Below are 25,347 nucleotides of genomic sequence, written 5' to 3' on the forward strand. Positions count from 1 at the left end.
CCCATCCCCCAACCCTTCCCCCATCCAAGGGGGAAGGGAGCTAAGCGTTAGAGGCGTCCCCATGACCACCATCGCCGCCATGATGTCCGCCGACTACGGCGTGATGGGCGACATCCTCCGCGCTCGCGCCGAGGAGGCCCCCGACCATCCGGCCGTGATCATGGAGACCGGCGAGGCGGTGACCTACGCCCAGCTCGACGCCCTGACCGATCGCGTCGCCGCCGCCCTGCAGCGTGACAGCGTCGCTCCCGGCGAGGCCGTCGCCGTCTGCGCCCTGTCCTCAATCCCCTATGCGGCGCTGTTCCTCGGCGGCCTGCGCGCCGGCGTCGCCGTCGCCCCGATCGCCCCGTCCTCGACGCCGGACGCCATCGCCGGCATGGTCGCCGACTGCGGGGCCAAGCTGTTCTTCCTCGACGCCGGCGTGGCCGAGGCCCAGGCACAAGCGCCGATCCCGGTCCGTCCCATCCGCTTCGACACCGACGCCTTCGACGCCTGGCTGGCCCCCGAGGGCGCCAAGCCGCAGCCGGTCGAGATCGGCCCCGAGCATCCCTTCAACATCATCTATTCCAGCGGCACGACCGGCACGCCCAAGGGCATTGTCCAGTCGCACGGCATGCGCTGGAAGCACGTGTTCCGAGGCGACGCGGTCGGCTACGGGCCGACGGCGGTGTCGGTGCTCTCGACCCCGCTCTATTCGAACACCACCCTGGTCTGCTTCTTCCCCACGCTGGCTGGTGGCGGGACCGTCGTGCTGATGAAGAAGTTCGACGCGGCCAAGTACTTGGACCTCGCCCAGAAGCATCGCATGACCCACACCATGCTGGTGCCGGTGCAGTACCGCCGCCTGATGGAGCGGGCCGACTTCGACAGCTACGACCTGTCCTCGACCCACCTGAAGTTCTGCACCAGCGCCCCGTTCTCCGCCGAACTCAAGGCCCAGGTGCTCAAGCGCTGGCCCGGCGGCCTGGTCGAGTATTTCGGCATGACCGAGGGCGGCGGCACCTGCATCCTCATCGCCCACGAGCATCCGGACAAGCTGCACACGGTCGGCCAGCCCGCGCTCGGTCACGACATCCGCCTGATCGACGAGGACGGCGTCCAGGTCGGCCCCGGCGTGGTCGGCGAGATCGTCGGGCGCTCGGCCGGCATGATGAACGGCTATCACGGCCGCCCGGACAAGACCGCCGAGGCCACCTGGACCTCGCCCGAGGGCTGGAGCTTCATCCGCACGGGCGATGTCGGCCGCTTCGATGAGGAAGGGTTCCTGACCCTGATGGATCGCAAGAAGGACATGATCATCAGCGGCGGCTTCAACATCTATCCGTCCGACCTGGAGGCGGTGCTGGTGCAGCACCCGGCCGTGGTCGAGGCGGCGGTGGTCGGCGTGCCGTCGGACGCCTGGGGCGAGACCCCGGTGGCCTTCGTGGCGGTGCGCGGTCAGGCTGACGCCGAGGCGATCAAGACCTTCGTCAACGGCCAGGTCGGCAAGACGCAAAGACTGGCCGATGTGCAGGTCGTCGACAGCCTGCCGCGCAGCCACATCGGCAAGGTGCTGAAGCGCGAGCTGCGCGACACTTGGCAAGGTTTGGGGCAGATTCAGCCTACCGCCTAGACTTTTTTGCCGCGACGGCGCGCCACATTAGGCCAGATGGAATCGATGAATACGGTTGCTTAACCATATGGTGCGGCCATGGAGGTCGCCCGGTTCGTCGTGGATTGCGTCCGAAATGCTCCCGAAGCCCGCCGCTGCTCCGATCATCGCCCCTCCCCAAGGGAAGAGCTTTGTCCGCGCGTCCGGCGCGCCGATCGACTTCGACGCGGTCGCCGCCGCCCTGGGCGTCGCCGGCTATGCTTCCGACCTCGACCAACGGCTGGCGTCCCGCTTCGCCCGTCCGGTCGCCGTCCGCGCCTTCGCCGAGCGGGTCGAGGCCACCGCCGCCGCGCTGAAGGCCCTGGGCGTGCGTGAAGGCGGCGTCTGCGTCGTCTCGGCCCTGGCCGATCCCGAGACCCTGGCCGGCGTCGCCGCCGCCGGCCTCAAGGCCTGGCTGGTCGACGTCGATCCGTTCAGCGCCATGTTCGACACCGGCCACCTGCGCGCCCGCCTGCCCGAGGCGCCCGGTCCGCTGGAAGCCATCGTCCCCGCCGCCGCCCATGGCCGCGCCCCCGACATGCGCGCCTGGGCCGCCTTCCGCGCCGAGACCGGCCTGCCGATCCTGGTCGACGCGGCCGGCGCCTTCGACGTGGTGATCGAAGCCCCGGTTCCTGTTTTGGTGGGCCTCCCCGCTGGGTCGGGCGTGTTCGTCGCCTGCGAGGACGCCACCGCCATCAACGCCATCGAGGCGCAGCCCTTCGCCGGTGAGGATGGCCTGGCCGCCTGGCCGGGCCTGCGCCAGCGCCTGTGCGGCACGGCCCAGCAACTGCGCGTCTTGCTGCTGGACAGCGGCGTCGGCTTCCAGCCCGGCTGGGGCATGAGCTGGATCTCGCAGACCTGCGCCCTGTCCCTGCCCACCGATGACGCCGGCGCCGTGGCCTGGAAGCTCCACGCGGCCGGCGTGCCCGCCAGCTGCTCCGTGCGCGATCGCTCGCTCGTCGCCGACGACACCCCGACCGCCGACCACCTGGCGGCCTCGACCGTGGTCATCACGCTGGACCCAAACCTCGACATCGAGAGCCTGGACCGCCTGTGCGACGCCCTGCGCGACGCGGTGGCCTAAGGCCGCGCAATCGCCTAGTCATTCGGCGCTGATCCTCACGCCGAAGGTTGCGATGGCCGACGAGTCTCAAGAGCTGTCCCTGGACTGGGGCTTCGAGTTGCCGGACGAAGTCTGGGCGCTGTCAGAAGCCGACCAGGACGAGCAGGTCCGCTACAGCGAAGACCTGTGCCAATGGGGTGACCGCTTCTTCATCCGCTGCATCCTGCCGGTGCCCCTGAAAGGGACCGACGACTATTTCGGCTGGGGCGCCTGGGCCGAGGTCGATGCGGAAGTCTTCGAACGCTACCTCGACCTCTATGACGCCGACGGCCGCGAGGAACCGCCGCACCCGGCCAAGCTCGCCAACAAGCTCGCGCCCTATCCCGGCACGACCCTTGGCACCCGCCTGCTGATCCAGTTCCAGGACCCCGAAGAGCGCCCGACCCTGACCCTGTCGGAAGGCGACAAGAGCCGCCTGGCGCAGGAGCAACGCGACGGCATCGACGCAGCGCGGCACCGCGAGATCCTCGCGGTCTGCGAGGCCTAGCGTCGGCGTTTGACTCTTAACTCTACATATGTAGAGTTAATCCATGGAACGGAAACGCAAGCCCTCTCAGCAGGCGAAAGCCCTTCTCGCGGCGCTTCTCACCGAACCCGCCGCGTGGCGGCACGGCTATGACCTGTCACGCGAGACGGGGCTGGCTTCGGGCACGCTCTATCCCTTGCTGGCGCGGCTGCAATCGACGGGCCTGCTGGAGGCCGAGTGGCGTGACGCCGCCGAGCCGGGGCGTCCGTCGCGGCACGTCTACCGCCTGACCGCCGAGGGCAGGGCGGCCGCCCGCGAGGCGGCGCATGAAGCTTCGGCGACCCCCTCCCTGAAAGGAGCCTTGGCATGAGCTGGACCCAACGCCTGGCGGACCTGGCGATCAGGATCGCTCCGGAACGGCGACGCGATTGGGCGCGGGCGATCGCGGCGGAGCTGGCGCATCTGCCGGCCGCTCAACGCTTGGGCTTCGCTCTCGGCGGCGTGCTGGCCGCGATCGGCTGGCGCGCGAGCGATCCGCGCTCGGTGGCGGTCTTCGCGCGGTGGGGACTGGCGGCTGGCGCGCTGTTGTGGGCTGGGCTGCTGGCGCATCTGGCCTGGCGGTTGGCCACCGCCGACGCGGGGCTGGCCATGGTGTTTGCGGGGCTGGGCCTGATCGCCGGCGCGGGCGCGTTGCTGACCGCGCGCCTGGGGCTCGGTGTCGTCATCCGCGCGGGCGGACCCTGTTTCATCGTGGCGGCTAGCTATGCGGCTTTGGCTCCGCTGCTGACTCCGGACTTCCGGTCGCTGAGCTTCTGCCGCGCCGTGTCGATCGAGATCGCGGGGTTGTTGGCCCTGGCGATCGTGGTGGCGCTGCTGGTGCGGACCTACGGCCGGCGCTCGGCCGCCTAGGGTCAAGCTTCCACTTTGGCGTCACGATTCATCGCCACCTTCGCGTCAAAGGCGACGTGAGGGCTGTTGGTGTTTCTTTCCGCGAGTTTGCTGGCCGCCGGCGCGGTGGCGTTCACCCCGGCCGGCTGGAGCCAGGTGGCCGGCCCACCTGACTATAAGGTCTACCGCCCCGCCGGCGCGTCCAAGGTCGAGCTGAGGCTATATGTCGAGCCGGGAGCGCAGGGCGATCTCGACGCCTGGTTCCTGCGCCGAATGCAGCAGCCGCCCCAAGGCGCGACCCTGGCCTCGGCCCCAGGAACGCAGCCGGCCCATCGCGGCGTGGCCAGCGGCATGGCCATGCTGAAGGGCGGGTCCGGCGCGACCATGGTCCTGGCCATGGCCTGTAGGGGCCAGGACGGCGCCAACCGCTATGCCGAGCTGCTGACCACGCCGGATGATCCGGACCTGAAGCCGCACGTCGGGGCGGTGTCGGACCTGGTGGTCCATGCCTGCGCCGAGCCCGCGTCGCCCGTCGGGCCCGGCAAGCCCGCCGCATCGCCGCCGTCCCCAGCGACGACGCCGGTCAAGGCCGGACCGCCGCCGGCCGGCGCGGTCAAGGACGGCGAGATCGAGGCGATCGTCTATTCCTGGAGCCAGATCTACGGGATCGGCGGTCTGCAGATGAACGAGAGCACCTACCTGCTGCTGAAGGACGGCAGCGTCCGCCGCGACCTGCCGGCCGAGCGCGATTTCGACGTTGGAGCCTCCAAGGCGCGGGAAGCCGGGCGGTGGGGCCGCTGGCGCAAGCAGGGCGCGTCCTACCAGCTGTCGTTCGGCGGCGCGGCGTTCCAGACGCCGCCCGGCGAACTGGTCCGCCTGCCCGGGCGGCCGGGCGAGACCTTGAGCGGCCAGTACAAGACCTCGTCCTCGTACCAGATCGGCGGCGGCGCGGGGTCGTGGTCGATCCGGGGTGTCGGCTTCACGCCGAACGGCCGGTTCTCGGCCTTCAACACCGGCGGGGCGGGCGGGACGACGGGCGTGGGCGACGCGCGGATCGCGGCGGCGAACGTCTATGACGACGAAGGCTCGGCCGGCTCGGTGTCAGGCCCCAACTTCGGCGGCGGCAGCGCGCGACGCAGTGGAAACAGCGCCGCCGACCGCCAGGGGACCTATCGGATCGACGGCTATACGATGACCCTGCGCTATGACAGCGGCCGGGTGGAGCGGGGCTTCTTCTATACCGACACGGAACGGCGCGCGGTGTTCTTCCGAGGCGCCGACCTGCTGAAGCCCAGGAACTAGCTAGAGCCAGCCGGTCTTCTTGAAGCGCCGGTACAGCAGGCCGCAGATCACCACGATGCCCGCGATCACCGCCGGATAGCCATAGGTCCACTTCAGCTCGGGCATGTGCTCGAAGTTCATGCCGTAGATCCCGGCCACCGCCGTCGGCACGGCCAGGATGGCGGCCCAGGCGGCCAGTTGGCGGGTAATCACGCCCTGGCGCTGTTTCCAGCAGGCTGCTGATCTCGAAAACGAAGGTCAGCACCTCGCGCAGGCTGTCGACCAGCAGTTCGGTGCGCTGGATGTGGTCGCGGACGTCGCGGAAATAGGCCCGCACGTCGCTGTCGATGCAGGGCAGGTCATGATGCTCCAGGGCGCTGACCACCTGGGTCATCGGTCCCAGCAGCTTCTTGAACTTCATCAGCGCTCGGCGAAGGGTGAAGATGCGGGCGATCTCGGCGCGGGTCAGGAAGGCGTCCAGCGCCCGGCGCTCGAAGCCGATCAGGTCTTCCTCGATCTGGTCGACGATCGGCATGTAGCCATCGACGATGAAGTCCAGCACCGCGTGCAGCACATAGTCGACGCCATGCCCCAGCAGGCCCGGGGCGGCCTCCAGCTGGGCGCGCAGCTCGGTATGGGCGCGGGCCGAGCCGTGGCGGACGGTGATCAGATGGCGGCGGCCGACGAAGAAGTCGGTCTCGCCATATTCGATGCGGTCGTCCAGCAGGTGGGCGGTCTTGGCCACCACGAACAGCTGATCGCCATAGACATCGACCTTGGGCGTCTGCTTGGCGTTCAGCGCGTCCTCGACCGCCAGCGGGTGCAGGTGGAAGGCCTGCTGCAGCACCCGCAGTTCGGCTTCGTCGGGCTCGACGAGGCCGATCCAGACGAACTCGTCCTCGCGCGGCTGCAGGCCGTCGGGGTCGTCCAGGCTGAGCGGCCGGACGACCTCGCCCTTCACATAGGCGCTGGCGGCGACGACGGTCACGGGACTAGTGCGCGGCCGCGTAGGCCTCGACCTTGGCCACCCGCTCGGCCTTCTCGGCCTCGCTCAGGAACGAGCCGGTGAAGCTGTTCTTGGCCAGGGTGACGATCTCGTCGCGGGTCAGGCCCACAGCGCCGGCGGTGGCCATGTAGTTCTCCAGCAGGTAGCCGCCGAAATAGGCCGGGTCGTCGGAGTTCACGGTCGCCTTCAGGCCCAGGCTCAGCATCTTTTTCAGCGGGTGAACATCCAGGCTGGGCACGCCGCACAGCTTCAGGTTCGACAGCGGGCAGACCGTCAGGGTCGTGCCGTCGGCGACCAGGCGCTGGGTCAGGGCCTCGTCTTCCAGGGCGCGGTTGCCGTGGTCGATGCGATCGACCTTCACCAGGTCGATGGCTTCCCAGACATAGGCCGGCGGGCCTTCCTCGCCGGCGTGGGCCACGACCTTGAGGCCCAGATCGCGCGAGGCCTGCATGACGCGGGCGAACTTGGCCGGCGGGTGGCCGACTTCGGAGCTGTCGAGGCCCACGCCGGCCAGCTTGTTCAGCCACGGCTTGGCCAGTTCCAGCGTCTCGAACGCGGCCTCTTCCGACAGGTGGCGCAGGAAGCAGAGGATCAGCTTGGACGTGACGCCCAGGGTCTTCTCGGCCTCATCCATGCCGGCCAGCAGGCCTTCCATGACGACGCCGAAGGCGATGCCGCGATCGGTGTGGGTCTGGGGATCGAAGAAGATCTCGGCGTGCGTGCCGCCATCGGCCGCCAGGCGCTTGAAATAGGCCAGGGCCAGGTCCTTGAAGTCCTCGGCCGTCTGCAGCACGCCCGCGCCCTGGTAATAGATGTCCAGGAAGTCCTGCAGGTTCGAGAAGTCGTAGGCCGCGCGGATTTCCTCCACCGAGGCGAAGGGCAGGGTGATCCCATTGCGCTGGGCCAGCTCGAACATCAGCTCGGGCTCGAGGCTGCCCTCGATATGCATGTGAAGCTCGGCCTTCGGGAGGCCGCGGACGAAGTCGATTGAGGCGGTGTCGGTCATGGGGGCTGTTATGAGCCTCGGCCGACGAAGGTTTCAACCATCATCCCGCGCCTAAAGCGCGGGATGACAGCGAGCGCTGAACTAGTGCGCGGCGTCCTTGGCCTTTTCGCCGGCCTTCTTGGCTTCGTCGCCGGCCTTTTCGGCGGCGGCGCCCGCGGAGGCGGCGGCGTCGCCGGCGGCTTCCTTCGAAGCCTCGGTCGGCGCGGCCGCCGCATCGGCCGAAGCGTTGGCGGCGTCGGTCGCGGCCTGCGAGGCGGTGGCCGCCGCATTGGCGGCGGTGGCGCTTTCGGTCGTCGCTTCCTGAGCCTTCTCGGCCTTGTTCTCGCAAGCCATGACCGTCAGGCCCAGGGCGGCCACGGCCGCGATCGTCACGATACGCATGAGCGTCTTCTCCCAAGTCCGGCCTTGGCGCCGGGTCTGAGAATAATCCGGACGCGCCCGATCGGTTGCGCTTGCCTGTCTGACGCGCGGCGGTCGCCTACATCGGCTGTGGCGTCTTCGGCGGCGCTTCCGGCAGGGGGATGAACTCGTCGTGGTCCAGGTCGGGCAGCTTCATGCGGCCGGCCTTCCAGTCGGCCTTGGCCTGCTCCAGGCGATCCTTGGACGAGGAGACGAAGTTCCACTCCATGAAGCGTGGGCCGATCGGCTCGCCGCCCAGCAGCATGACGGTCGAGCGCTCCAGGGCCTTGAAGACCACGGTGTCGCCCGGCGCGAAGACGGCCATCTGCAGGGCCGACAGCTCGCGTCCATCGACCTCGACCCGGCCGTCGGCGACATAGGCCGCGCGCTCAGAATATTCGGCCGGCAAGGACGCGACCGTGCCCGGCTCCAGCTCCCAGTGGACGTAGAACAGCGGCGAGAACACCGGCACGCTGGCCTTGGCCCCGAACGCCTCGCCGGCGATCAGCCGCGCCTTCAGCCCGCCGCTCTCGTAGGACGGCAGCTCGGCCGGGCCTTCGTGGTGGCTGAAGCTGGGGTCGACCTCTTCATATTCCTTGGGCAGGGCGATCCAGGCCTGCATGCCGTCCATGCGGCCGCCCTGGCGACGCAGGGTCTCGAAGCGTTCGGAGTGGGTGATGCCTGCGCCGGCGGTCATCCAGTTGACCTCGCCCGGCTTGATCACGGCCAGCGAGCCGACGCTGTCGCGGTGGGTGATCTCGCCCTGGAACAGGTACGACAGGGTCGACAGGCCGATGTGCGGGTGCGGGCGGACGTCGGCGCTCTTGGGGAAGCCCGGCGCGAACTCGGCCGGCCCCATGTGGTCCAGGAAGGTGAACGGGCCGACCATCCGCTTGGCGTGGAAGGGCAGCACGCGGCCGACCTCGAAGTTTCCGATGTCGTGGCGGCGGGCTTCGATGACGAGGTCGATCATGGGGCGGCTCCGGGAAGGAATGAGCGGAGCTTAGCTGGGACCAGGCCGCCTCGTCTTGCTCAAAGGCGGCAATGCAAGGTTCGCGTTTTTGGACCCTACAGCGTATCGGCGGCCTTCTTCAGCGGCAGCAGGGCGATCAGGCTGATCGCGCCGGCGCCGGCGAGATAGAGGCCCACCAGCTTCAGCCCGCCATGGGTGGCCAGGGCTTGGGCGATGGCCGGGGTCATGCCGCCGCCGATGACGCCGCCGACATTGAAGGCGATCGACGCGCCGGTGTAGCGCACCCGGGCCGGGAACAGGCTGGGCAGCCAGGCGCCGAGCGGTCCGTAGACCAGGCCCATGACCACCAAGGCGGCCGACAGGAACGCGCCGATCAGCCACAGCGAGCCGGCGCCCATCATCGGGGCCAGGGCCGCGCCGGCGACGATGGTCAGCACCGAGCCGGTCATCAGCACCCGGCGCGGGCTGGTCGCATCCGACCAGTAGCCGGCCCAGACAATGCCGGCGGCCATGAACAGGATGGCGAACAGCAGGACGCCCAGGAACACCTGCCGGCCGTAGCCCAGGGTCGTGACGCCATAGCCCAGCGAGAAGGCGGTGGTCAGGTAGAAGAGCGCGAAGCAGGCCACGACGGCGAAGGTGCCGCCGATGACTTCCCGGGCATGGGTGCGCATCAGCTCGGCGACCGGCACATGGGCCGGCGGGGCCTCTTGCGCGGCGGCCCGGAAGGCGGCGGTCTCGGTCAGCTTCAGGCGGATCCACAGGCCCACGCCCACCAGCGCGGCGCTGCCCAGGAACGGCAGGCGCCAGCCCCAGGCCTGGAACTGCTCCGGCGTCAGGAGGGCGCCCAGCAGCAGGAACAGGCCGTTGGCGGCGATGAAGCCGACCGGCGCGCCCAGCTGCGGGAACATGCCGAACCGCGCGCGCCAGCCGGGCGGGGCGTTCTCGACCGCCAGCAGCGCGGCCCCGCCCCACTCGCCGCCCAGGCCAAAGCCCTGGCCAAAGCGCAGCAGGCACAGCAGGAACGGCGCGATCCAGCCGGCCATGGCGTAGGTCGGCAGGAAGGCGACGGCCAGGGTCGATCCGCCCATGATCAGCAGCGAGGCGACCAGGGTCGACTTGCGGCCGATGCGATCGCCGAAGTGGCCGAATACCAGCGAGCCCAGCGGCCGGGCGATGAAGGCGACGCTGAGACTGGCATAGGAGGCCAGGAGTTGCGCGGCCGGCGAGCTGGACGGGAAGAACAGCGGCCCGAACACCAGCGAGGCGGCGGTGGCGTAGATATAGAAGTCGTAGAACTCCACCGCCGTGCCGATCAGGCTGGCGGCCAGCACGCGTCGCGTCGACGCACTACCAGTGCTCGATCCGGCCATCGCGGCCTCCTCTTCGATGTCGGGTGTCTGGAGCGCGGCCCCCCGACCGCGCTCCGGAATTCAGATCAGCTCAGCGGGCTGACGTACGGGCTGACCAGGCCCAGCGGCACGGCCGTCGAGTTCTTGACGCCGCGGATGACGATGCGGCTCTCGATGTTGGACACCAGGCCCAGCGACAGCAGCTTCTCGCGCAGGAATTCGTCGAAGGCGTGCATGTCGCGGGTGACGATGCGCATCTCGTAGTCGGCGGCGCCGGTGACGGTGGCGCACTGCACGACCTCGGCCCACTTGCCGACCGCCTGTTCGAACGTGTCCAGATTATCCTTGGTCGGAAGGGACAGCTTGACGGTGCAATAGACTTCGAAGCCCAGGCCCAGCTTTTCGCGGTCCAGGATGGTCACGCGACGCTGGATGACGCCGGCGTCTTCAAGGCGCTTGATCCGGCGCCAGCACGGGCTGGACGAGAGGCCGACTCGTTCGGCGATCTCGGCGACAGACAGTCCGGCGTCGTGTTGGATGAGATCGAGGATCTTGGCATCCACGGCGTCGAGTTGTTCGGACAAGAAATTCCTCCCCCAAGTGGGCGTTGACGCTCCAATTTTGCGCAAAGAGGGCCTGAGTCGGGCACGCCTTGGGCAAACAATTTCCGCGCTTCTATAAGATATTGCGTAGCGGGCGGGAAGACCCAGGAGGAAAATTTTTGCCATGCGGCACTCGGAAGTCACTCTAGACGACAAATATGTGCTCGAAGATGGCCGCGCCTTCATCACTGGCGTGCAAGCTCTCCTCCGGGTTTTGCTGGATCGTAAGCGTCTCGATCGCCTGGCCGGGCTGAACACCGGCGGCTATCTGTCGGGCTATCGCGGCTCGCCGCTGGGCGGCCTGGACCAGCAGGCCGCGCGCATCAAGAAACTGCTGACCGCGCACGATGTGGTCTTCCAGGAAGGCCTCAACGAGGATCTCGCCGCCACCGCCGTGTGGGGCAGCCAGCAGGCAAATCTGTTCCCCGGCGCGCTTTATGATGGCGTGTTCGGCATGTGGTACGGCAAGGCGCCCGGCGTCGACCGCACCGGCGACGTCTTCAAGCACGCCAATTTCGCCGGGACCTTACCGACCGGCGGCGTGCTGGCGGTGGCCGGCGACGACCACAGCTGCAAGAGCTCGACCCTGCCGTCGCAATCGGAATTCGCCTTCCAGGACTTCGAGATGCCGGTGCTGTCGCCGGCCGACGTCCAGGAGGTGCTCGACTACGGCATTCTCGGCATCGCCATGTCGCGGTTCTCGGGTCTGTGGACGGGCATGATCGCCCTGGCCGACACCATGGACTCGGGCGTGACCATCGATGTCTCGCTGGACCGTCACCAGGCCATCGTCCCCGACTTCGCCTTCCCGCCCGGCGGTCTCGGCATCCGGCTGAAGGACCAGCCGATGGAGAAGGAACGGCGGATGCGGCTGCACAAGCTGCCCGCCGCCCTGGCCTTCGCTCGCGCGAACAACATCGACCGCGTGGTGCTGGGCGCTCAGCACGTGCGCGCCGGCAAGGCGCGCCTGGGCATCGTCTGCCAGGGCCAGGCCTACAAGGACGTGCTGGAGGCCTTCACGGCCATGGGCATGACCTTGCAGGAAGCCGCCGACCTGGGCGTCTCCATCTACAAGGTCGGCATGCCCTGGCCGCTGGAGCCGCTGGGCCTGCGCGCCTTCGCCGCCGGCCTCGAGACCCTGATGGTCATCGAGCACAAGCGCGGCCTGATCGAGCCCCAGGCTCGCGCCGCGCTGTACGACCTTCCCGCCCAGGCGCGGCCGCGCATCATCGGCAAGATCGACGAACGCGGTGCGCCGCTGCTGTCGGAGCTGGGCGCCCTGTCGGTGGCCGAAATCGCCCTGGCCATCTACGACCGACTGCCGGACGGCCCGCACATGGAGCGGGCCCGCGCCTATCTGAACCGCGTCTCGGCCGCTGGCGTCGCCGCCGTCAGCCTGGCCGCCGACCAGGCCCGCAAGCCGTTCTTCTGCTCGGGCTGTCCGCACAACACCTCGACCAAGCTGCCCGAGGGCTCGCGGGCCCTGGCCGGCATCGGCTGCCACTACATGGCCGGGTTCAACGACCCGATGACCGACCTCAACACCCACATGGGCGGCGAGGGCCTGACCTGGGTCGGCGCGGCGCCGTTCACCAGCGAAAAGCACGTCTTCCAGAACCTGGGCGACGGCACCTACAACCACTCCGGCTCGCTGGCGATCCGGGGCGCGGTCGCGGCCAAGACCAACATCACCTACAAGCTGCTCTATAACGACGCCGTCGCCATGACCGGCGGCCAGCGCGCCGAGAGCGGCTTCACCCCCGCCCAGATCACCCGCCAGCTGGCGGCCGAGGGCGTGACCAAGACCGTCATCGTCGTCGACGAGCTGGAGCGCTATCAGGGCGTCACCGACCTGGCGCCCGGCGTCGAGATCTTCCCGCGCTCGGACCTGATGCGCGTGCAGGAGATGCTGCGCGAGACGCCCGGCACGACCGTGCTGCTGTATGACCAGACCTGCGCCACCGAAAAGCGCCGCCGCCGCAAGCGTGGCTCGATGCCCAAGGCGACCAAGCGCGTCTTCATCAACCCGCTGGTCTGCGAGGGCTGCGGCGACTGCTCGGTGAAGTCCAACTGCGTCTCGGTCGAGCCGCTGGCCACCGAGTTTGGCCGCAAGCGCAAGATCAACCAGTCGTCCTGTAACCAGGACTACTCTTGCGTCGAGGGCTACTGCCCCTCGTTCATCACCCTGGAAGGGGCCGAGAGCGCCCAGTCCAAGAAGACCCCGGCGGCCCTGACCGCCGAGTCGACGCCGCTGCCCGAGTTCGAGCCGCTGACCGGCGTGCGCAAGATCCTGTTCACGGGCGTGGGCGGCACCGGCGTCACCACCGTGGCCTCGATCCTGGCCATGGCCGCCCACATCGACGGCCGCGCCGGCAGCGTCGTGGACATGACCGGTCTGGCCCAAAAGGGCGGCTCGGTGTTCAGCCACGTCAAGATCGGCGAGACCGAGGAGACCATCGTCGGCGGCCGCGTGCCGGCCGCCAGCGCCGACGTGCTGATCGCCTGCGACCTGCTGGTGGCCGCTTCGCCGGAAGGCCTCTCGCTCTACGCCAAGGACCGCACGCGCGCCTTCGGCAACAGCGACTTTGCCCCCACCGCCGACTTCGTCACCAGCCGCGACGTCAAGTTCGACAGCAACGCCATGGCGCGTCGCGTGAAGGGCGCCACCAACACGTTCGACGCCTGCCCGGCCCAGCGCCTGGCGGAAACCGAGTTCGGCGACGCCATCTACGCCAACATGATCATGGTGGGCTTCGCCTGGCAGCGCGGGGTGATCCCGGTCTCCAGCCGCGCCCTCTACCGCGCCATCAAGCTGAACGGCGTCGACGCCGAGGCCAACCTGCAGGCCTTCGAGCTGGGCCGCCGCGTCGCCCACGACCCGTCGTCGATCGCCGTCAAGGAAGAGAAGGTCGCCACGCCGGAAGTGATGCCGCTGGACGAGCTGATCGCCCACCGCATCGGCGAGCTGACCGCCTACCAGAACGCCGCCTACGCCCAGCGTTACGCCGACAAGGTGGCCAAGGTGCGCGCGGCTGAAGCCGCGCTCGGTGGCGAAGCGTTGACCCGCGCGGCGGCCGTGAACCTCTACAAGCTGATGGCCTACAAGGACGAGTACGAGGTCGCCCGCCTCTACACCGACGGTCGCTTCAAGGCCGAGCTGGCCGAGACCTTCAAGGGCGGTCAGGCCAAGGTCTGGCTCTCCCCGCCGCTGCTGGCCCCCAAGGGGCCGGACGGCAAGCCCAAGAAGATCGCCTTCGGCGGCTGGATGCTCGATCTCGCCTTCCCGATGATGGCCAGGATGAAGGGCCTGCGCGGCGGCGCCCTGGACCTCTTCGGCCACACCGAGGAGCGCAGGATGGAGCGCGGCCTGATGGCGTCCTACGAGACGACCCTGGACCGCCTGACCGCCGGCCTCTCCAAGGAGAGCCTGCCGCTGGCGGTGAAGATCGCCGAGATCCCGCAGCAGATCCGCGGCTACGGCCACGTCAAGGACGCCTCGGTGGTCACCGCCAAGGCGGCCGAGGACAAGCTCTGGGCGCAGTGGGGCAGGGCTTAGGGCGTCTTGGGTGAAGTCAATTCAGGTGCGGCGGCCACGATGGCCGCCGCAGCCTTGGTGAGCATCGTCCAGTTGAAGACGATCGTTACCCGGGTCGGCGTGACCGCTGCGTTGTCGTCCGCCCACTTCGGCGCTTTGAGGGTCGAAAGGATCTTGTGAACGGTCGCGCTTACCCGCGGACCGTCCTGACCCTTGATCCGGCAATCCTCCAGGATGTTGTTCCCGGCGTACCGGCACGACACGGCTGAGAAGTCGGTGGCTTGCTGGGCTTCGAGAAGCATCGGAGCGTTCTCTTCCAGCGACAGCGTATCGGACCAGTAGATCGGGAGCGCAGGGCAGATCGCGGCAGGGTCCGCTTCCGTCGGGCAGGGAATCTTGATCCTGCCAGGCCTGGCGTCGCCGGGAGGCAGGACGGCGAAGGACGGATTGCCCGCGACATAGGAAGACTTGAACGCCCCGTTATTTCGTACCGAGCCTATGTTGATCGGTACGAAGATGGAGCCGCCGTCCACGGCTTTGCCGTTCTCCATCGCGGGCTTGACCCGCATGAACGGCGCCAGCCCCAGGGCCATCTGGCCGATCAGGCCCGGCTCCGGCGCCTCGAGAATAACGCTGCAGGGCGCCAAGTCTCCCGAAGCCGCGACATGGCATTGAAGGAGCGCCCAGCCGATCGGCTCGCCCTTCACGTGGAGACGCTTGAGGACTTGGCCGAACTGTCCGCTCGTGGGAAGGCGTGTCATCTCCGGACGCCACGGGCGTTTGGCGGGCTCGGCGTTGGCGGTCCCGGCGAGCGACAGCAGGGCCACCGGAAGCAGCAGGGTCTTCTTCATTTCAGCAATCTCTAGAGGGCTTAGGGCCGAGGCGTCAAAGCGCTGGCCTCGACCGCGCGCTTCAGAGACGCCCAGTTGAACTGGACCAGGGCGAAGGCGTCCTTGGCGGGGACCTTGTCATCGGTCTGGGCCGGGGCGGTGAACAGTGGGATCAGCCCGGTCATGGCCGAAACCTGGCTCGGATCAGCGGGACCGGTCAGCGTGCAGCGGGCCAGCTTCATATCCTCGGCGAGGGGGCAGAGCACGGTGGTGCTGGCCGGCGTGATCGCCGCGTCGCGCACCAGGGCGGCGGTCTCGGCGATGCGCGGTCGCTTGGCCCAGGTGAACGGATGGACGCCGCAGGTCTGGGCCGGCGTGGCCGTGGTCGGGCAGGGCGCGGTCCCCTTGGCGGCCGGCGTCAGCATGACCGACGGATCGCCGGCCAGGGCGTCGCGCGGCGGAACCGGCGCGCCCGTCGGGGTCAACAGCACGATCGGGATGGCGACAACGCCGCCCGCCAGTTCGGCCGGGTCGTTCTTCTTCGGGTCCAGCTTGAACTTCGAGGTCAGCTTCAGCGCCGCCTCGCCGAACCCGTAGTCGGCCGGGGCTTCGCCCAGCAGCCGGCAGTCCTTGAAGTCGCCGGTCGCCTGGCTCTGGCACTCGACGATCGCCCAGCCGGCCTTCTCCTCGCGTTGGGCCTTCTGCGGATAGATCGCGGCGATGTCGTTGGCGTTGAGCTTCATGCGCCAGACCAGAGCGCCCTTCGGGTCACCAGGGATCGCGTGTAGCGCCTGCCCGTTCGCCGCGCCGCCTATCAGCGTCGTCGCGACGGCGATCAAAATCCAGGATTTCATGACTTCGATGCGCCCCCGCGAATCTCAATCTCAGGGTGAGCCGTCGCGCGGGCGTTTGGCAAGCGGTCTGGCGTGACGGGAGGTTCGTGCTAGGTTTCCCGCCATGAACAAGCCGCCCGTGACCGTGACCCTCACCGCCGAGGACGCCGCCGACCTGCAGGCGCGGGTCGAGCGGGGTGAATTCTCCTCGCTGGACGAGGGCGTCGCGGCCGAACTGGCCGAGTTGAACTATCGCCGCGCGGCCGAGATCGTCGGCGGCCCGGACAAGCTCGAGGCCCTGCTGGACAAGCTCGAAGTGGTCGAGACGCAAGACCCCGCCGACTGGGTTGGCGGCAAGCGCTCGCTGTCCGACATGCTGGCGGACCTGAAGGCCAAGCCATGAACAAGCCTGTTCGGACAGCTTCCGTCGTTTCGGTGAACCTCCCCGTCGGCGCCGTCGAGGAGCTGAATGAACGTGTCGTGGCTGGAGAGTTCGCGACGCTCGACGAGGCGGTGACGGCGTCGCTCCTGGAGTTGGAGCACTATCGCGCTGTCGAATTGGTCGGCGGAGAGGCTGCGTTCAAGGTGTTGGCCGACGAGGTCGATGTGGGCTCCGGCGTTGGCGAGGTCGACGCCTTCGAGTTCCTCCACGCGCTGGTCGCCAAGTACGAGCACATGGCCAACGCGCGGGACGCCAAGGCTTGAGGCCAGTTCGCCTGAGCGCCTTGGCCGTGAAGGACATCCAACAGATCGGCAAGGATATCGCCGCCGACAAACCCCTGGCCGCGGCGGCTTTCGGCCGTCAGCTCCTCCAACGATGCCAGAGCTTGGCGAACGCGCCCGAAGGCTATGGGCTGAAGCCTGAATTCGGTCTGGGCGTAAGGGGCGTGACGGTTCCGCCGTACATCATCCTCTATCGCATCCGTGAGCTGGACGTGCTCGTCCTCCGCGTCCGGCATGGCGCGAGAAAACCGGTGGCGTTCAAATGACCGAGTTCGACTTCGACGCCGTGGTCGTCGGCGCGGGCGCCGTGGGCTTGGCCTGTGGCTACGCCTTGGCCAAGCGTGGCCTGAGCGTCGTTGTCCTGGAGGCCGAGGCGCATATCGGCCAGGGCGTGTCGTCGCGCAATTCCGAGGTCATTCACGGCGGGCTGTACTATCCGACCGGGTCGCTGAAGGCGAAGCTGTGCGTGCAGGGGCGGCGGCGGCTGTACCCGTTCCTCGACGCGCACGGTGCGCCCTACAAGCGCTGCGGCAAGCTGGTGGTGGCGACGTCGCAGGACGAGATCGCCCGTCTCGACGCCATCTGGGACCAGGCCCTGGCCAACGATGTCGAGGGCATGGAGCGGCTGACCGGCGCCCAGGCGCGGGCGATGGAGCCGGGACTCAACTGTCACGCGGCGCTGCTGTCGCCGGAAAGCGGCGTGTTCGCCAGCCACGACTACATGCTGGCCCTGCACGGCGAGATCGAGGCGGCCGGCGGGGCGGTGGTGCTGTCGACGCCGTTCGAGGGCGCGGAGGCCTTGGCGAGCGGCGGCTTCACGGTGCGCGCGGGCGGGGCCGATCCCACGCGCCTGACCTGCCGCCTGCTGGTCACCGCGCCGGGCCTGTCGTCGCAGGACGTCGCCAGCCGTATCGAAGGCTACCCGGCCGACCACATCCCCAAGGCCCACTACGGCAAGGGCGTCTATTTCCGGCTGACCGGCAAGGCGCCATTCCAGCGGCTGGTCTATCCGCCGCCGATCCATGGGGCGCTGGGCACCCACTACCGCAACGACATGGGCGGCCAGGCGGTGTTCGGGCCGGACCTGGAATACGTCTCCGCGCCCGACTATTCGATCGATGCCAGTAAGGCTGATGAGTTCGCGGGCTATATCCGCAAGTTCTGGCCGGGCCTGCCAGACGGCGCCTTGCAGCCCGACTATGCCGGCGTGCGGCCCAAGATCCATGGCCCCGACGAGCCGCAGCCCGACTTCCAGTTGCGCGGCGTCGAGGACCACGGCTTCGAAGGCCTGATGGCGCTGTTCGGCATCGAGAGCCCGGGCCTGACCAGCTCGCTGGCGATCGGCGAGGAGGTCGCCAGCCGTCTGCTCGGGGAGCCCGCCGCCTAGCTTCGCGTTGACACCGGATCGGCCCGCGCCGATGGTCCGCCGCCTGTAACGCCGCCCCCGGAGCTTGCCTTGACCAACCTGCTGCACGCCATGCTGGGCAAGGGGCTGGGCGGCCTGGAGCAGGTGTTCCTCGACTATCAGCCGATCCTGGAGGCCTGGGCCGCCAAGCGCGGCGGCCGCTGCGTCGGCGTGGTGCGCAAGGGCGGCAAGATGGCTGCGGCGCAGGCTGACCGGACCCCGCCGCTGACCGTCATGCCGGCCTTCACCGACTGGGACCCGATCACGCTGGGCGCGGCCCGCGCGGTGGTCCGTTCGGCCAAGCCGGCGATCATACTCAGCCACGGCCAGCGCCCGGCGCGGCTGTTCGCCAAGGCTGCTCCGGCCGATGTCATCCAGGCCGTCTGCGTGCACAAACCCAGCTTCGACGTCACGCCCGGGACCCACTATCTGTGCGTCGGCCAGCACCTGGCCGATCTGGCCCTGGAGCGCGGCGCGCCGGCCGATCACGTCCACGTCGTCCAGAATGCGGTGAAACCGCCCAAGGTCCAGGCCAGCCCCTTCAGCCGTGAAGGCAAGCCGGTGAAGATCGTCGCCGCCGGCCGGCTGCACTCGAAGAAGGGCTTCGACGTCCTGATCCGCGCGATTGGCAGGCTGCGATCCTGGGACTTCGACGTCACCTGCGAGATCGCCGGCGAGGGTGATGAACGCGCCGACCTGGAGGCGCTGATCAAGGAGCTGGATCTCGATCCGTGCGTGAAGCTGATCGGCTGGACCGACGACGTCGCCGGTTTCCTGGCCACGGGCGACCTCTTCGCCTTCCCGTCGCACCAGGAGGGCTTCCCGCTGACCCTGCTGGAGGCGATGGCCGTCGGCCTGCCGGTGGTGGCCACCGAGATCGACGGGCCGGTCGAGATCCTCAAGGAAGGCGTCACCGGCCGCCTGGTGCCCGACGACGACCCCGACCGCCTGGGCGAAGCCCTGGGCGAGCTGATCAGCGACCGCGAGATGGCCAAGCGCCTGGGCGCGGCGGCGCGCGCGCTGGTGCTGAGCGAATACGGCCCCGACGAACTGGCGCGGCGCTTGGAAGCAGCGCTCGACGGAATGATCACCTAAGGCTTGATGCGAACCAGACTCGGGAGTATGACCCCCGTCCGTCCTGGCGATGGCTGGGTAGCTCAGATGGTTAGAGCGGTGGATTCATAACCCACAGGTCGGCGGTTCGATCCCGCCCCCCGCCACCAGGACGGACTGACTTCTCTTTAAAATTCAAAGTCTTCCAAGCACGACGCCGATGGCTCCGGCTCAGCGGCTCCTGGGCGACGCGGCGGGTTGTTCCGACAGGGACGACCGCGCGTCCGCCACCGTGATCGCGCCGCCGCGCAGGCCCTGGCCGTTCAGATAGTCCAGCAGCGCCGCCGGATGGTCGGTCTGGACGACGCTGACGCCTTGCGCGATCAGGCCGCCCCAGGCCTTGCCCGGATCGGTCAGGGCGTGGCTGTCGCCGGCCGCGTCGGGCAGGCCTTTCAGGCCCTTGCCGGTCAGACTGTTGGTCCAGAGGCGGACGCGGGCGGCGCGGGCGGCGTCGCGCACGGCGATGAAGCCGTCCTTCTTCAGGGCGTCCATCTCGATGGCCGGGATCGCCTGGGCGCCATGGGCCTGGGCGTTGGTGATCGTGGCCAGCTGGTCGGGCGCGCCCTTGCCGCCGACGATCGGCATGAAGGCCAGGTTCTTGTAGAGCGGCTGGTCGGCGATCGCCGCGTCGCCCAGATCGGCGCGGGCCTTGAACAGCACCCAGTCGTCGGCGCCGACGTCGTGGACCACGCGGGCGACCTGGGCGGCCAGCGGGCCTTCCTTGACGTCGAGATTGACCAGGATGCGGCCCCGCGCGGCCTTGAGGAAGGCGCACAGGGTCGGCGGGGCGGCGTTGGTGGCTTGGCCGTCGGCCTTCAGGCGCAGGGCCTGTAGCTCGCCCAGGGTCAGGTCCGAGACCTTGCCCTTGCCGGTGGTGGTGCGGTCGACCTTGGCGTCGTGCATGACGACCAGCGCGCCGTCCTGGGTGCGGCGCACGTCGATCTCGACGACATCGACGCCCAGGGCGATGCAGCGCTCCAGGGCGGCGATGGAGTTCTCGGGGACGGGGTTGTCCAGGCCGCGCGACGGAGCGGCCGAATGGCAGGCGCGGTGGGCGACGACCATGACGCCGTCAGCCGGATCATAGAGCCGCTCCCGAAGGTCGGCGGCATGGGCCGAACCGGCCAGAACCGGAAGAGCCAAGGCCGCGAGGGCCAGCGCAAACGCGTACGTGGGAAGTCGCATGATCCAATCCCCCGAGCCGAGTGCTGCATCGCTGATTCACGCAACAGGCGTGCGGCAGTTCGGACTCAATGGGATGACGTCGCGGGACGGCGGCGGCCCCACGCTTTCAGGTGCGACAAGTTGTCCAGGGTTAGGGAAAGCTAAACCTTTCGGAAACCACGCAGGACGTTGGCCTCGGTGCTGAGCTGCAGGGTGCGATAGTCGATGCGCGGCGTGTCCGAGAAGATCAGGTAGTAGTACTTCATCTGCTCGGACCACCAGTAGCCGGGGCAGTTGTCGCCCTGGGTCATCGGCTTGGTGGTGATGTCCTTCAGCGCGGTGTAGCCGTAGGCCGCCTTGCTGGTGGCCTTCATCTCCCGATAGTGGATCGCCGTCAGCGCGCGATAGCGGTCGTCGCGGTCCAGCAGCCACAGGTTCAGACAGGCGTCGGCATATTCGGGGCGCAGGCCGGTGCCCTTGCGGCGGGCCTGGCGGGTGGCGACGTCGATCGACTCCGGGATGACGCCGAACGTGGCCTGCATCTCGGTGAACGAGGCCAGGTAGTCGTCGCCTTCCTTCTTGAAGCCGACCTGGGCCAGCAGGCCCGCATAGTAGGCGGCCAGCTCGCTCTGGCTGGTGTTCAGCACCGCGCCGGTCTCGTAATCGACCATCGGGAACCACAGGCGGCCGTCATAGCGCTTGGCCTGGTGGGCCAGCTGGGCGGCGGTGACTTCCTGGGCCCAGCGCTTGCAATCCTCGTCGCCGAACAGCTCCCAGGCGTCCCACAGATATTCGTAGAAGCTGTCGGCATAGATATCGATGCTGGCCGTGCGGCTGATCCATTCGCCGGTGCGGGCGTCGATATTGGCGGCCATCAGGCCGATCTTCGAGCGCTTGTCGAGCGCGTGCTTCATGGCCTTCTTGGCGACGTCGAAATAGCGCTTGTCGCCGGTCAGCTGGCTCAGCACGCCGAACTCGGTGATGTAGGTGCCGATCTCGGCGAGATTGGTCTCGGGATCGCGGACCGCGCCGGTCTTCAGGTTCACATAGCGCCAGGGCAGGCCGTAGGGCGAGGCGTCGAAGGCCTTCAGCAGGCGGTCGGCCAGGTCCTTGGCCTTGGCCAGCAGCACGGGATCGCCGCAGGCCAGGTGCGCCGAGATCAGGCCGCCGACCAGGCGGATATTGGTCTCGAAGACCTGCGCCTCGCCATTGACGTCGAAGTTCAGCGACGACTTCACCCAGTCGACGCCGGCCTGGAACTCGGCGTCCAGGCCCATGATCCACAGCGTATCCAGCGCCTCGACCAGCGACAGGCCCAAGTCATGGCCCTCGACGAAGAACGACTGCGACGTGCCGCTGACGGGATTGATCTCGTCCTTGCCCCAGGCCTTGGCGACATAGCCCTGCCAGGCCCACTGGAACTCCTTGCGGACGTCGGCGGCCAGCGCCTTCCAGTCCTCCTTCGGGGCGCCTTTCTTGGGCGCGGCGGCGGCCAGGCCGGGCGCGAGACCGGCGGCGGCGAGCGACAGGAACGTGGAGCGGCGGGTGAGTCGGGCGAGCGTCATGGCGCCAGCCTACTGACGGTCGAGCGCTTGGGCGAGGGGGGAGAAGGCCGACCGGGACGACGACGTCCCGGTCGGCGAAGAGTCTGGCGTGTGGGATCCGCGAGAGACTTCTCAAGAACAAGGACGCCGCGGCGAGCGGTGACCCGCCATAGGCTTGCGCTAGCCGTGCGCGGCTTCGTTCTCGGGCGTCTCGGGCAGGCGGGCGCGCAGGACGCAGGCCAGACCTTCGGGCCGGTACTCCATGGTCGCCGCGCCTTTCAGCTCGCCGCCCAGGCTGCGCTCGATCAGGCGCGAGCCGAAGCCCCGGCGCGTGGGCGCGGTCACCGGCGGGCCGCCAGCCTCGGTCCAGGCGACTTCCAGGGCGCGGTCGGCGGGCGCATAGGTCCAGGACAGCGCCACGCGGCCCTCGGCGGTCGATAGCGCCCCGTACTTCAGGGCGTTGGTGGCCATCTCGTGCAGGATCAGCGCCATGGTCAGGGCCCCGCCCGGTTGCAGGCGCACGGGCGGGCCGTTGATGGTGAAGCGCGCGCCGGCCTGGTCGAAGGGGCGCAGGGCGCGTTCGACCACTTCCTGCAGCTCGGCGCCATGCCAGCTCTCGCGGGTCAGGATGTCGTGCACGCCCGACAGGCCCAGCAGGCGCGCCTCGAACTTCTCGAAGGCCACCACCGGATCGGGCTCGTTGCGCAGGGTCTGGGCGGCCATCGACTGGACCGTCGCCAGGGTGTTCTTCACCCGGTGGTTCAGCTCGTTGATCAGCAGGCGCAGCTGGCTCTGGTGGCGTGCCTGGGCGTCCTCGGCCTCCTTGCGGGCGCTGATGTCGGAGATGATCGCCAGGATATAGGCCGGCGCGTCATCGATGCGGACCATCGAGGCGGTCAGGTGGATCCAGGCGTCGCTGTTGCCGACCAGGAAGCGCCGCTCGGCCGAGCAGGTCTCGATCTCGCCCGACAGCAGGGCCGCGCTCTGCACCAAGGTCTGGTGCATGAAGTCCGGGTGCACCAGGCTTTGCAGCGCCACGCCCAGCAGCACGTCGCGGTCGCGCTGGAGCAGGGCGCAGAAGCTGTCATTGGCCTCCAGGATCTCGCCCGTCGGCGTCAGGCGGGCCACGCCCATGGCGGCCTGGTCGAACACGGCGCGATAGCGGGCCTCGGCGGCCTCCAGCTTGATGCGCGCCTCGATCGTGGCGGTGACCACCTCGGTGTAGAGGATCAGGCCGCCGATCTCGCCATTGTCCTGGCGCCAGGGGGCCATCGACCAGCGGATCCACTCGGTGCGGCCTTCGCGATCGACATAGGGGTCGCCCTCGTGGCGCAGCTCGACGCCCTCGGAGATGACCCGGGCGTGCAGGATGCGCCACTTCTCGGGGATCTCGGGGAAGACCTCGTAGTGCTTGCGACCGATCAGCGGCATGTCCGGCGGCAGGTGCTGGTCGGTCAGGTACTGTCGCGAGGCGGCCAGGTAGCGCATCTCGCTGTCGAAGATCGCGATACCCAAAGGGGCATGCTTCAGCGCCGTGGTGACGCTGGGCGACCCGGACAGAGGCGGCGCTTCGTTGATCATCGTTCGCCATGGTAGCGGTCGCGGTCCGGCGGTGGGCTGAAATTCCCGTGACAGCCTGTCGGACGAATTGCCGCACCTAGCGCGCGCCAGTTCAATTCGCGATTGGGAACACGCGCGTCTGCTTGACCACGCCATAGGCGAAGCTGGTGTCGATCGAGGCGATGCCGGGGATGGCGTGCAGCTTGCGCCGCATGAAGTCCTCATAGGCCTCCAGGCTGTCGATGATCACCCGCAGCAGATAGTCGTCGCTGCCCGCCAGCAGGAAGCAGTCCTGGATCTGGTCGATCCGCTGCACTTGCGCCTCGAAGCCGGTGATCAGGTCCTGGCTGGGACTGTTCAGGCGCACGCGCACGAAGACGGTGATCGGCAGGCCATAGGCCTTCTGGTCCACCAGGGCGGTGTAGCCGGTGATCACCCCGGCGGCCTCCAGGTTGCGCACCCGGCGCAGGCAGGGCGAGGGCGACAGGTTCACCCGCTCGGCCAGGTCCTGGTTGGTCAGCCGGCCGTCCTTCTGCAGCTCGCGGATGATCTGGCGGTCCTTGGTGTCCACGTGCGGCCTCTTGAGCAGAATCTGCCAAAATTGAACCCCATCGTGGCAGACTTCGCAATCTATGCCATCGAACTCCGCGTCACTCTCACCCCAACAAGGAGTGAGACATGCGCAACGATCAAGGCGGCTTCTCCACGCGGGCCATCCATGCGGGCTACGATCCGGCCGACGAGCACGGGGCGCTGACGCCGCCGGTGCACCTGACCTCGACCTTCGCTTTCGAGAGCGCCGAGGCCGGCGGCGAGATGTTCGCCGGGACGCGGGAAGGCTATTTCTATTCGCGGGTCTCCAATCCGACGACGGACCTCCTGGAGCGTCGCCTGGCCAGCCTGGAGGGCGGCGAGGCCGCCGTCGCCACCGCCTCGGGCATGGGCGCGATCACCGCTGTCCTGTGGAGCTTCCTGCGGGCGGGTGACGAGGTGATCACCGACCAGACGCTCTACGGCTGCACCTATGCCTTGCTGCGCGACGGCCTGACCCGGTTCGGGATCAGCGTGAAGACGGTCGACATGACCGATCCGCGGGCCCTGGCCGCGGCGATCTCGGACCGGACGCGGATCGTCTATTTCGAGACCCCGGCCAATCCGAACATGCGCCTGGTGGACATCGCCGCGATCAGCGCGATCGCCCACGGCGCCGGAGAAAAGGGGGCTGGCGTCAAGGTGGTGGTCGACAACACCTACGCCACGCCGGTCCTGACCCGGCCGCTGAGCCTGGGGGCCGACATCGTCGTCCACTCGGCGACCAAGTATCTGGGCGGCCACGGCGACCTGGTGGGCGGCATCGCGGTCGGCGGCGTCGAGGACATGGCCCGCGTGCGGCTGATCGGCGTCAAGGACATGACCGGCGCGGTGATGTCGCCGTTCACCGCCTTCCTGGTCATGCGGGGGCTCAAGACCCTGTCGTTACGTATGGCCCGCCACGGCCAGAGCGCTCACGCCGTGGCGCGCTGGCTGGAGGCGCATCCGGCGGTGGCGTGGGTGTCCTATCCCGGTCTCCAGAGCTTCCCGCAACGGGCCCTGGCCGAGCGCCAGATGGCCGGCGGCGGGGGGATGATCGCCTTTGAACTGAAGGGCGGCCACGCGGCGGGCGCGGCGCTGATGAACCGGCTGGCGCTGATCCGCCGAGCGGTGTCGCTGGGGGACGCCGAGACGCTGATCCAGCACCCGGCCAGCATGACGCACTCGCCCTATTCGCTGGAGGAACGGGCGGCGGCGGGGATCAGCGAGGGGCTGGTGCGGCTGTCGGTGGGGCTGGAGGACGTGGCGGATATCCTGGGGGACCTGGAGGGGGCGATGGAGGCGGAGAAGGCGGTGGCGCTGGTTTAGCGCCCCCTCCGTCTC

At 68.7% G+C, this 25,347-nt stretch carries 24 protein-coding genes, 1 tRNA gene and 1 pseudogene; 14 read left to right on the top strand and 12 right to left on the bottom strand.

From position 1 onward, the window contains the following. Positions 1–61: 61 nt before the first annotated feature. The 6 genes from AC07YH_RS25235 to AC07YH_RS25260 all read left to right on the top strand — a co-directional run bounded on the left by AC07YH_RS25235 (position 62) and on the right by AC07YH_RS25260 (position 5,409). A complete protein-coding gene (locus AC07YH_RS25235) occupies positions 62–1,612 on the top strand; it encodes a class I adenylate-forming enzyme family protein (protein WP_494749650.1) in 1,551 nt (516 codons plus the stop codon). A 115-nt stretch (positions 1,613–1,727) separates the two neighbouring features. Then, positions 1,728–2,714: a DegT/DnrJ/EryC1/StrS family aminotransferase gene (locus tag AC07YH_RS25240; RefSeq protein WP_494749651.1), complete on the top strand. Its 987-nt coding sequence runs from the start codon at positions 1,728–1,730 to the stop codon at positions 2,712–2,714. A 52-nt stretch (positions 2,715–2,766) separates the two neighbouring features. After that, positions 2,767–3,240, top strand: coding sequence for a DUF2199 domain-containing protein (locus AC07YH_RS25245; RefSeq protein WP_494749652.1), 474 nt, complete (start codon positions 2,767–2,769; stop codon positions 3,238–3,240). Positions 3,241–3,283: 43 nt separating this feature from the next. Further along, positions 3,284–3,589 carry a PadR family transcriptional regulator gene (locus AC07YH_RS25250; protein WP_494749653.1) on the top strand — a complete coding sequence of 102 codons (306 nt, stop codon included), beginning with the start codon at positions 3,284–3,286 and terminating at the stop codon, positions 3,587–3,589. Beyond that, entirely contained in the window at positions 3,586–4,128 is a 543-nt protein-coding gene (locus AC07YH_RS25255) for a transporter (protein WP_494749654.1), read from the top strand. The genes AC07YH_RS25250 and AC07YH_RS25255 overlap by 4 nt, the downstream gene beginning before the upstream one ends. A gap of 69 nt (positions 4,129–4,197) precedes the next feature. Then, positions 4,198–5,409, top strand: a complete 1,212-nt coding sequence (locus AC07YH_RS25260) for a hypothetical protein (protein ID WP_494749655.1) — start codon at positions 4,198–4,200, stop codon at positions 5,407–5,409. On the opposite strand, the pseudogene corA reads toward AC07YH_RS25260, so the two are convergent. The 6 genes and pseudogenes from corA to AC07YH_RS25290 form a co-directional block, all read right to left on the bottom strand. Further along, a pseudogene (gene corA, locus AC07YH_RS25265) lies at positions 5,410–6,376 on the bottom strand (magnesium/cobalt transporter CorA). It abuts the gene before it with no gap. Positions 6,377–6,380: 4 nt separating this feature from the next. Further along, the gene (locus AC07YH_RS25270) at positions 6,381–7,400 is read right to left on the bottom strand and encodes an adenosine deaminase (RefSeq protein ID WP_494749656.1); all 1,020 of its coding nucleotides are present in this window, start codon (positions 7,398–7,400) and stop codon (positions 6,381–6,383) included. A gap of 81 nt (positions 7,401–7,481) precedes the next feature. Next, on the bottom strand, positions 7,482–7,781 hold the full coding sequence (locus AC07YH_RS25275; protein ID WP_494749657.1) for a hypothetical protein: 300 nt from the start codon (positions 7,779–7,781) through the stop codon (positions 7,482–7,484). Positions 7,782–7,878: 97 nt separating this feature from the next. Next, on the bottom strand, positions 7,879–8,772 hold the full coding sequence (locus AC07YH_RS25280; protein WP_494749658.1) for a pirin family protein: 894 nt from the start codon (positions 8,770–8,772) through the stop codon (positions 7,879–7,881). Between the two features lie 95 nt (positions 8,773–8,867). Continuing rightward, the gene (locus AC07YH_RS25285; RefSeq protein ID WP_494749659.1) at positions 8,868–10,145 is read right to left on the bottom strand and encodes an MFS transporter; all 1,278 of its coding nucleotides are present in this window, start codon (positions 10,143–10,145) and stop codon (positions 8,868–8,870) included. 65 nt (positions 10,146–10,210) lie between these two features. Further along, complete coding sequence (locus AC07YH_RS25290; protein WP_494620631.1) at positions 10,211–10,708, bottom strand: Lrp/AsnC family transcriptional regulator; 498 nt, start codon at positions 10,706–10,708, stop codon at positions 10,211–10,213. Positions 10,709–10,850: 142 nt separating this feature from the next. On the opposite strand from AC07YH_RS25290, the gene AC07YH_RS25295 reads away from it, so the two are divergent. Then, positions 10,851–14,282 (top strand): indolepyruvate ferredoxin oxidoreductase family protein, encoded by a 3,432-nt coding sequence (locus AC07YH_RS25295; protein ID WP_494749660.1) that lies wholly within the window; start codon positions 10,851–10,853, stop codon positions 14,280–14,282. Here the strand turns inward: AC07YH_RS25295 and AC07YH_RS25300 are convergent. Together AC07YH_RS25300 and AC07YH_RS25305 are read right to left on the bottom strand one after the other, a co-directional pair. Further along, on the bottom strand, positions 14,279–15,112 hold the full coding sequence (locus tag AC07YH_RS25300; protein WP_494749661.1) for a hypothetical protein: 834 nt from the start codon (positions 15,110–15,112) through the stop codon (positions 14,279–14,281). The genes AC07YH_RS25295 and AC07YH_RS25300 overlap by 4 nt on opposite strands. A gap of 20 nt (positions 15,113–15,132) precedes the next feature. Then, positions 15,133–15,945 carry a TonB family protein gene (locus tag AC07YH_RS25305; RefSeq protein ID WP_494749662.1) on the bottom strand — a complete coding sequence of 271 codons (813 nt, stop codon included), beginning with the start codon at positions 15,943–15,945 and terminating at the stop codon, positions 15,133–15,135. A gap of 103 nt (positions 15,946–16,048) precedes the next feature. Here AC07YH_RS25305 and AC07YH_RS25310 point away from each other — a divergent pair, with 103 nt between their 5' ends. The 6 genes from AC07YH_RS25310 (at position 16,049) to AC07YH_RS25335 (ending at position 19,275) form a co-directional block, all read left to right on the top strand. Continuing rightward, on the top strand, positions 16,049–16,327 hold the full coding sequence (locus tag AC07YH_RS25310; RefSeq protein ID WP_494749663.1) for a hypothetical protein: 279 nt from the start codon (positions 16,049–16,051) through the stop codon (positions 16,325–16,327). Then, positions 16,324–16,629: a hypothetical protein gene (locus AC07YH_RS25315; RefSeq protein ID WP_494749664.1), complete on the top strand. Its 306-nt coding sequence runs from the start codon at positions 16,324–16,326 to the stop codon at positions 16,627–16,629. The genes AC07YH_RS25310 and AC07YH_RS25315 overlap by 4 nt, the downstream gene beginning before the upstream one ends. After that, positions 16,626–16,913, top strand: a complete 288-nt coding sequence (locus AC07YH_RS25320) for a type II toxin-antitoxin system RelE/ParE family toxin (RefSeq protein WP_494749665.1) — start codon at positions 16,626–16,628, stop codon at positions 16,911–16,913. Before AC07YH_RS25315 ends, AC07YH_RS25320 begins: the two co-directional genes overlap by 4 nt. Then, the gene (locus tag AC07YH_RS25325) at positions 16,910–18,034 is read left to right on the top strand and encodes an NAD(P)/FAD-dependent oxidoreductase (protein WP_494749666.1); all 1,125 of its coding nucleotides are present in this window, start codon (positions 16,910–16,912) and stop codon (positions 18,032–18,034) included. Before AC07YH_RS25320 ends, AC07YH_RS25325 begins: the two co-directional genes overlap by 4 nt. Positions 18,035–18,103: 69 nt before the next feature. Next, positions 18,104–19,147, top strand: coding sequence for a glycosyltransferase (locus AC07YH_RS25330; RefSeq protein ID WP_494749667.1), 1,044 nt, complete (start codon positions 18,104–18,106; stop codon positions 19,145–19,147). A gap of 51 nt (positions 19,148–19,198) precedes the next feature. Next, positions 19,199–19,275 (top strand) — tRNA-Met (locus tag AC07YH_RS25335). A 61-nt stretch (positions 19,276–19,336) separates the two neighbouring features. On the opposite strand, the gene AC07YH_RS25340 is transcribed toward AC07YH_RS25335, so the two are convergent. The 4 genes from AC07YH_RS25340 to AC07YH_RS25355 form a co-directional block, all read right to left on the bottom strand. Next, the gene (locus tag AC07YH_RS25340; RefSeq protein ID WP_494749668.1) at positions 19,337–20,350 is read right to left on the bottom strand and encodes a glycerophosphodiester phosphodiesterase family protein; all 1,014 of its coding nucleotides are present in this window, start codon (positions 20,348–20,350) and stop codon (positions 19,337–19,339) included. Positions 20,351–20,490: 140 nt separating this feature from the next. After that, a complete protein-coding gene (locus AC07YH_RS25345) occupies positions 20,491–21,894 on the bottom strand; it encodes a glycoside hydrolase family 47 protein (RefSeq protein ID WP_494749669.1) in 1,404 nt (467 codons plus the stop codon). A gap of 159 nt (positions 21,895–22,053) precedes the next feature. Then, positions 22,054–23,454, bottom strand: a complete 1,401-nt coding sequence (locus AC07YH_RS25350) for a sensor histidine kinase (RefSeq protein WP_494749670.1) — start codon at positions 23,452–23,454, stop codon at positions 22,054–22,056. Positions 23,455–23,545: 91 nt separating this feature from the next. Continuing rightward, positions 23,546–24,004 carry an Lrp/AsnC family transcriptional regulator gene (locus AC07YH_RS25355; protein ID WP_494749671.1) on the bottom strand — a complete coding sequence of 153 codons (459 nt, stop codon included), beginning with the start codon at positions 24,002–24,004 and terminating at the stop codon, positions 23,546–23,548. Positions 24,005–24,111: 107 nt separating this feature from the next. Between AC07YH_RS25355 and AC07YH_RS25360 the strand changes: the two genes are divergently transcribed. After that, entirely contained in the window at positions 24,112–25,332 is a 1,221-nt protein-coding gene (locus AC07YH_RS25360; RefSeq protein WP_494749672.1) for a methionine gamma-lyase, read from the top strand. The last annotated feature ends 15 nt before the right edge of the window (positions 25,333–25,347 follow it).

It is taken from the genome of Caulobacter sp. GW456-12-1-14-TSB4, from assembly GCF_059424195.1.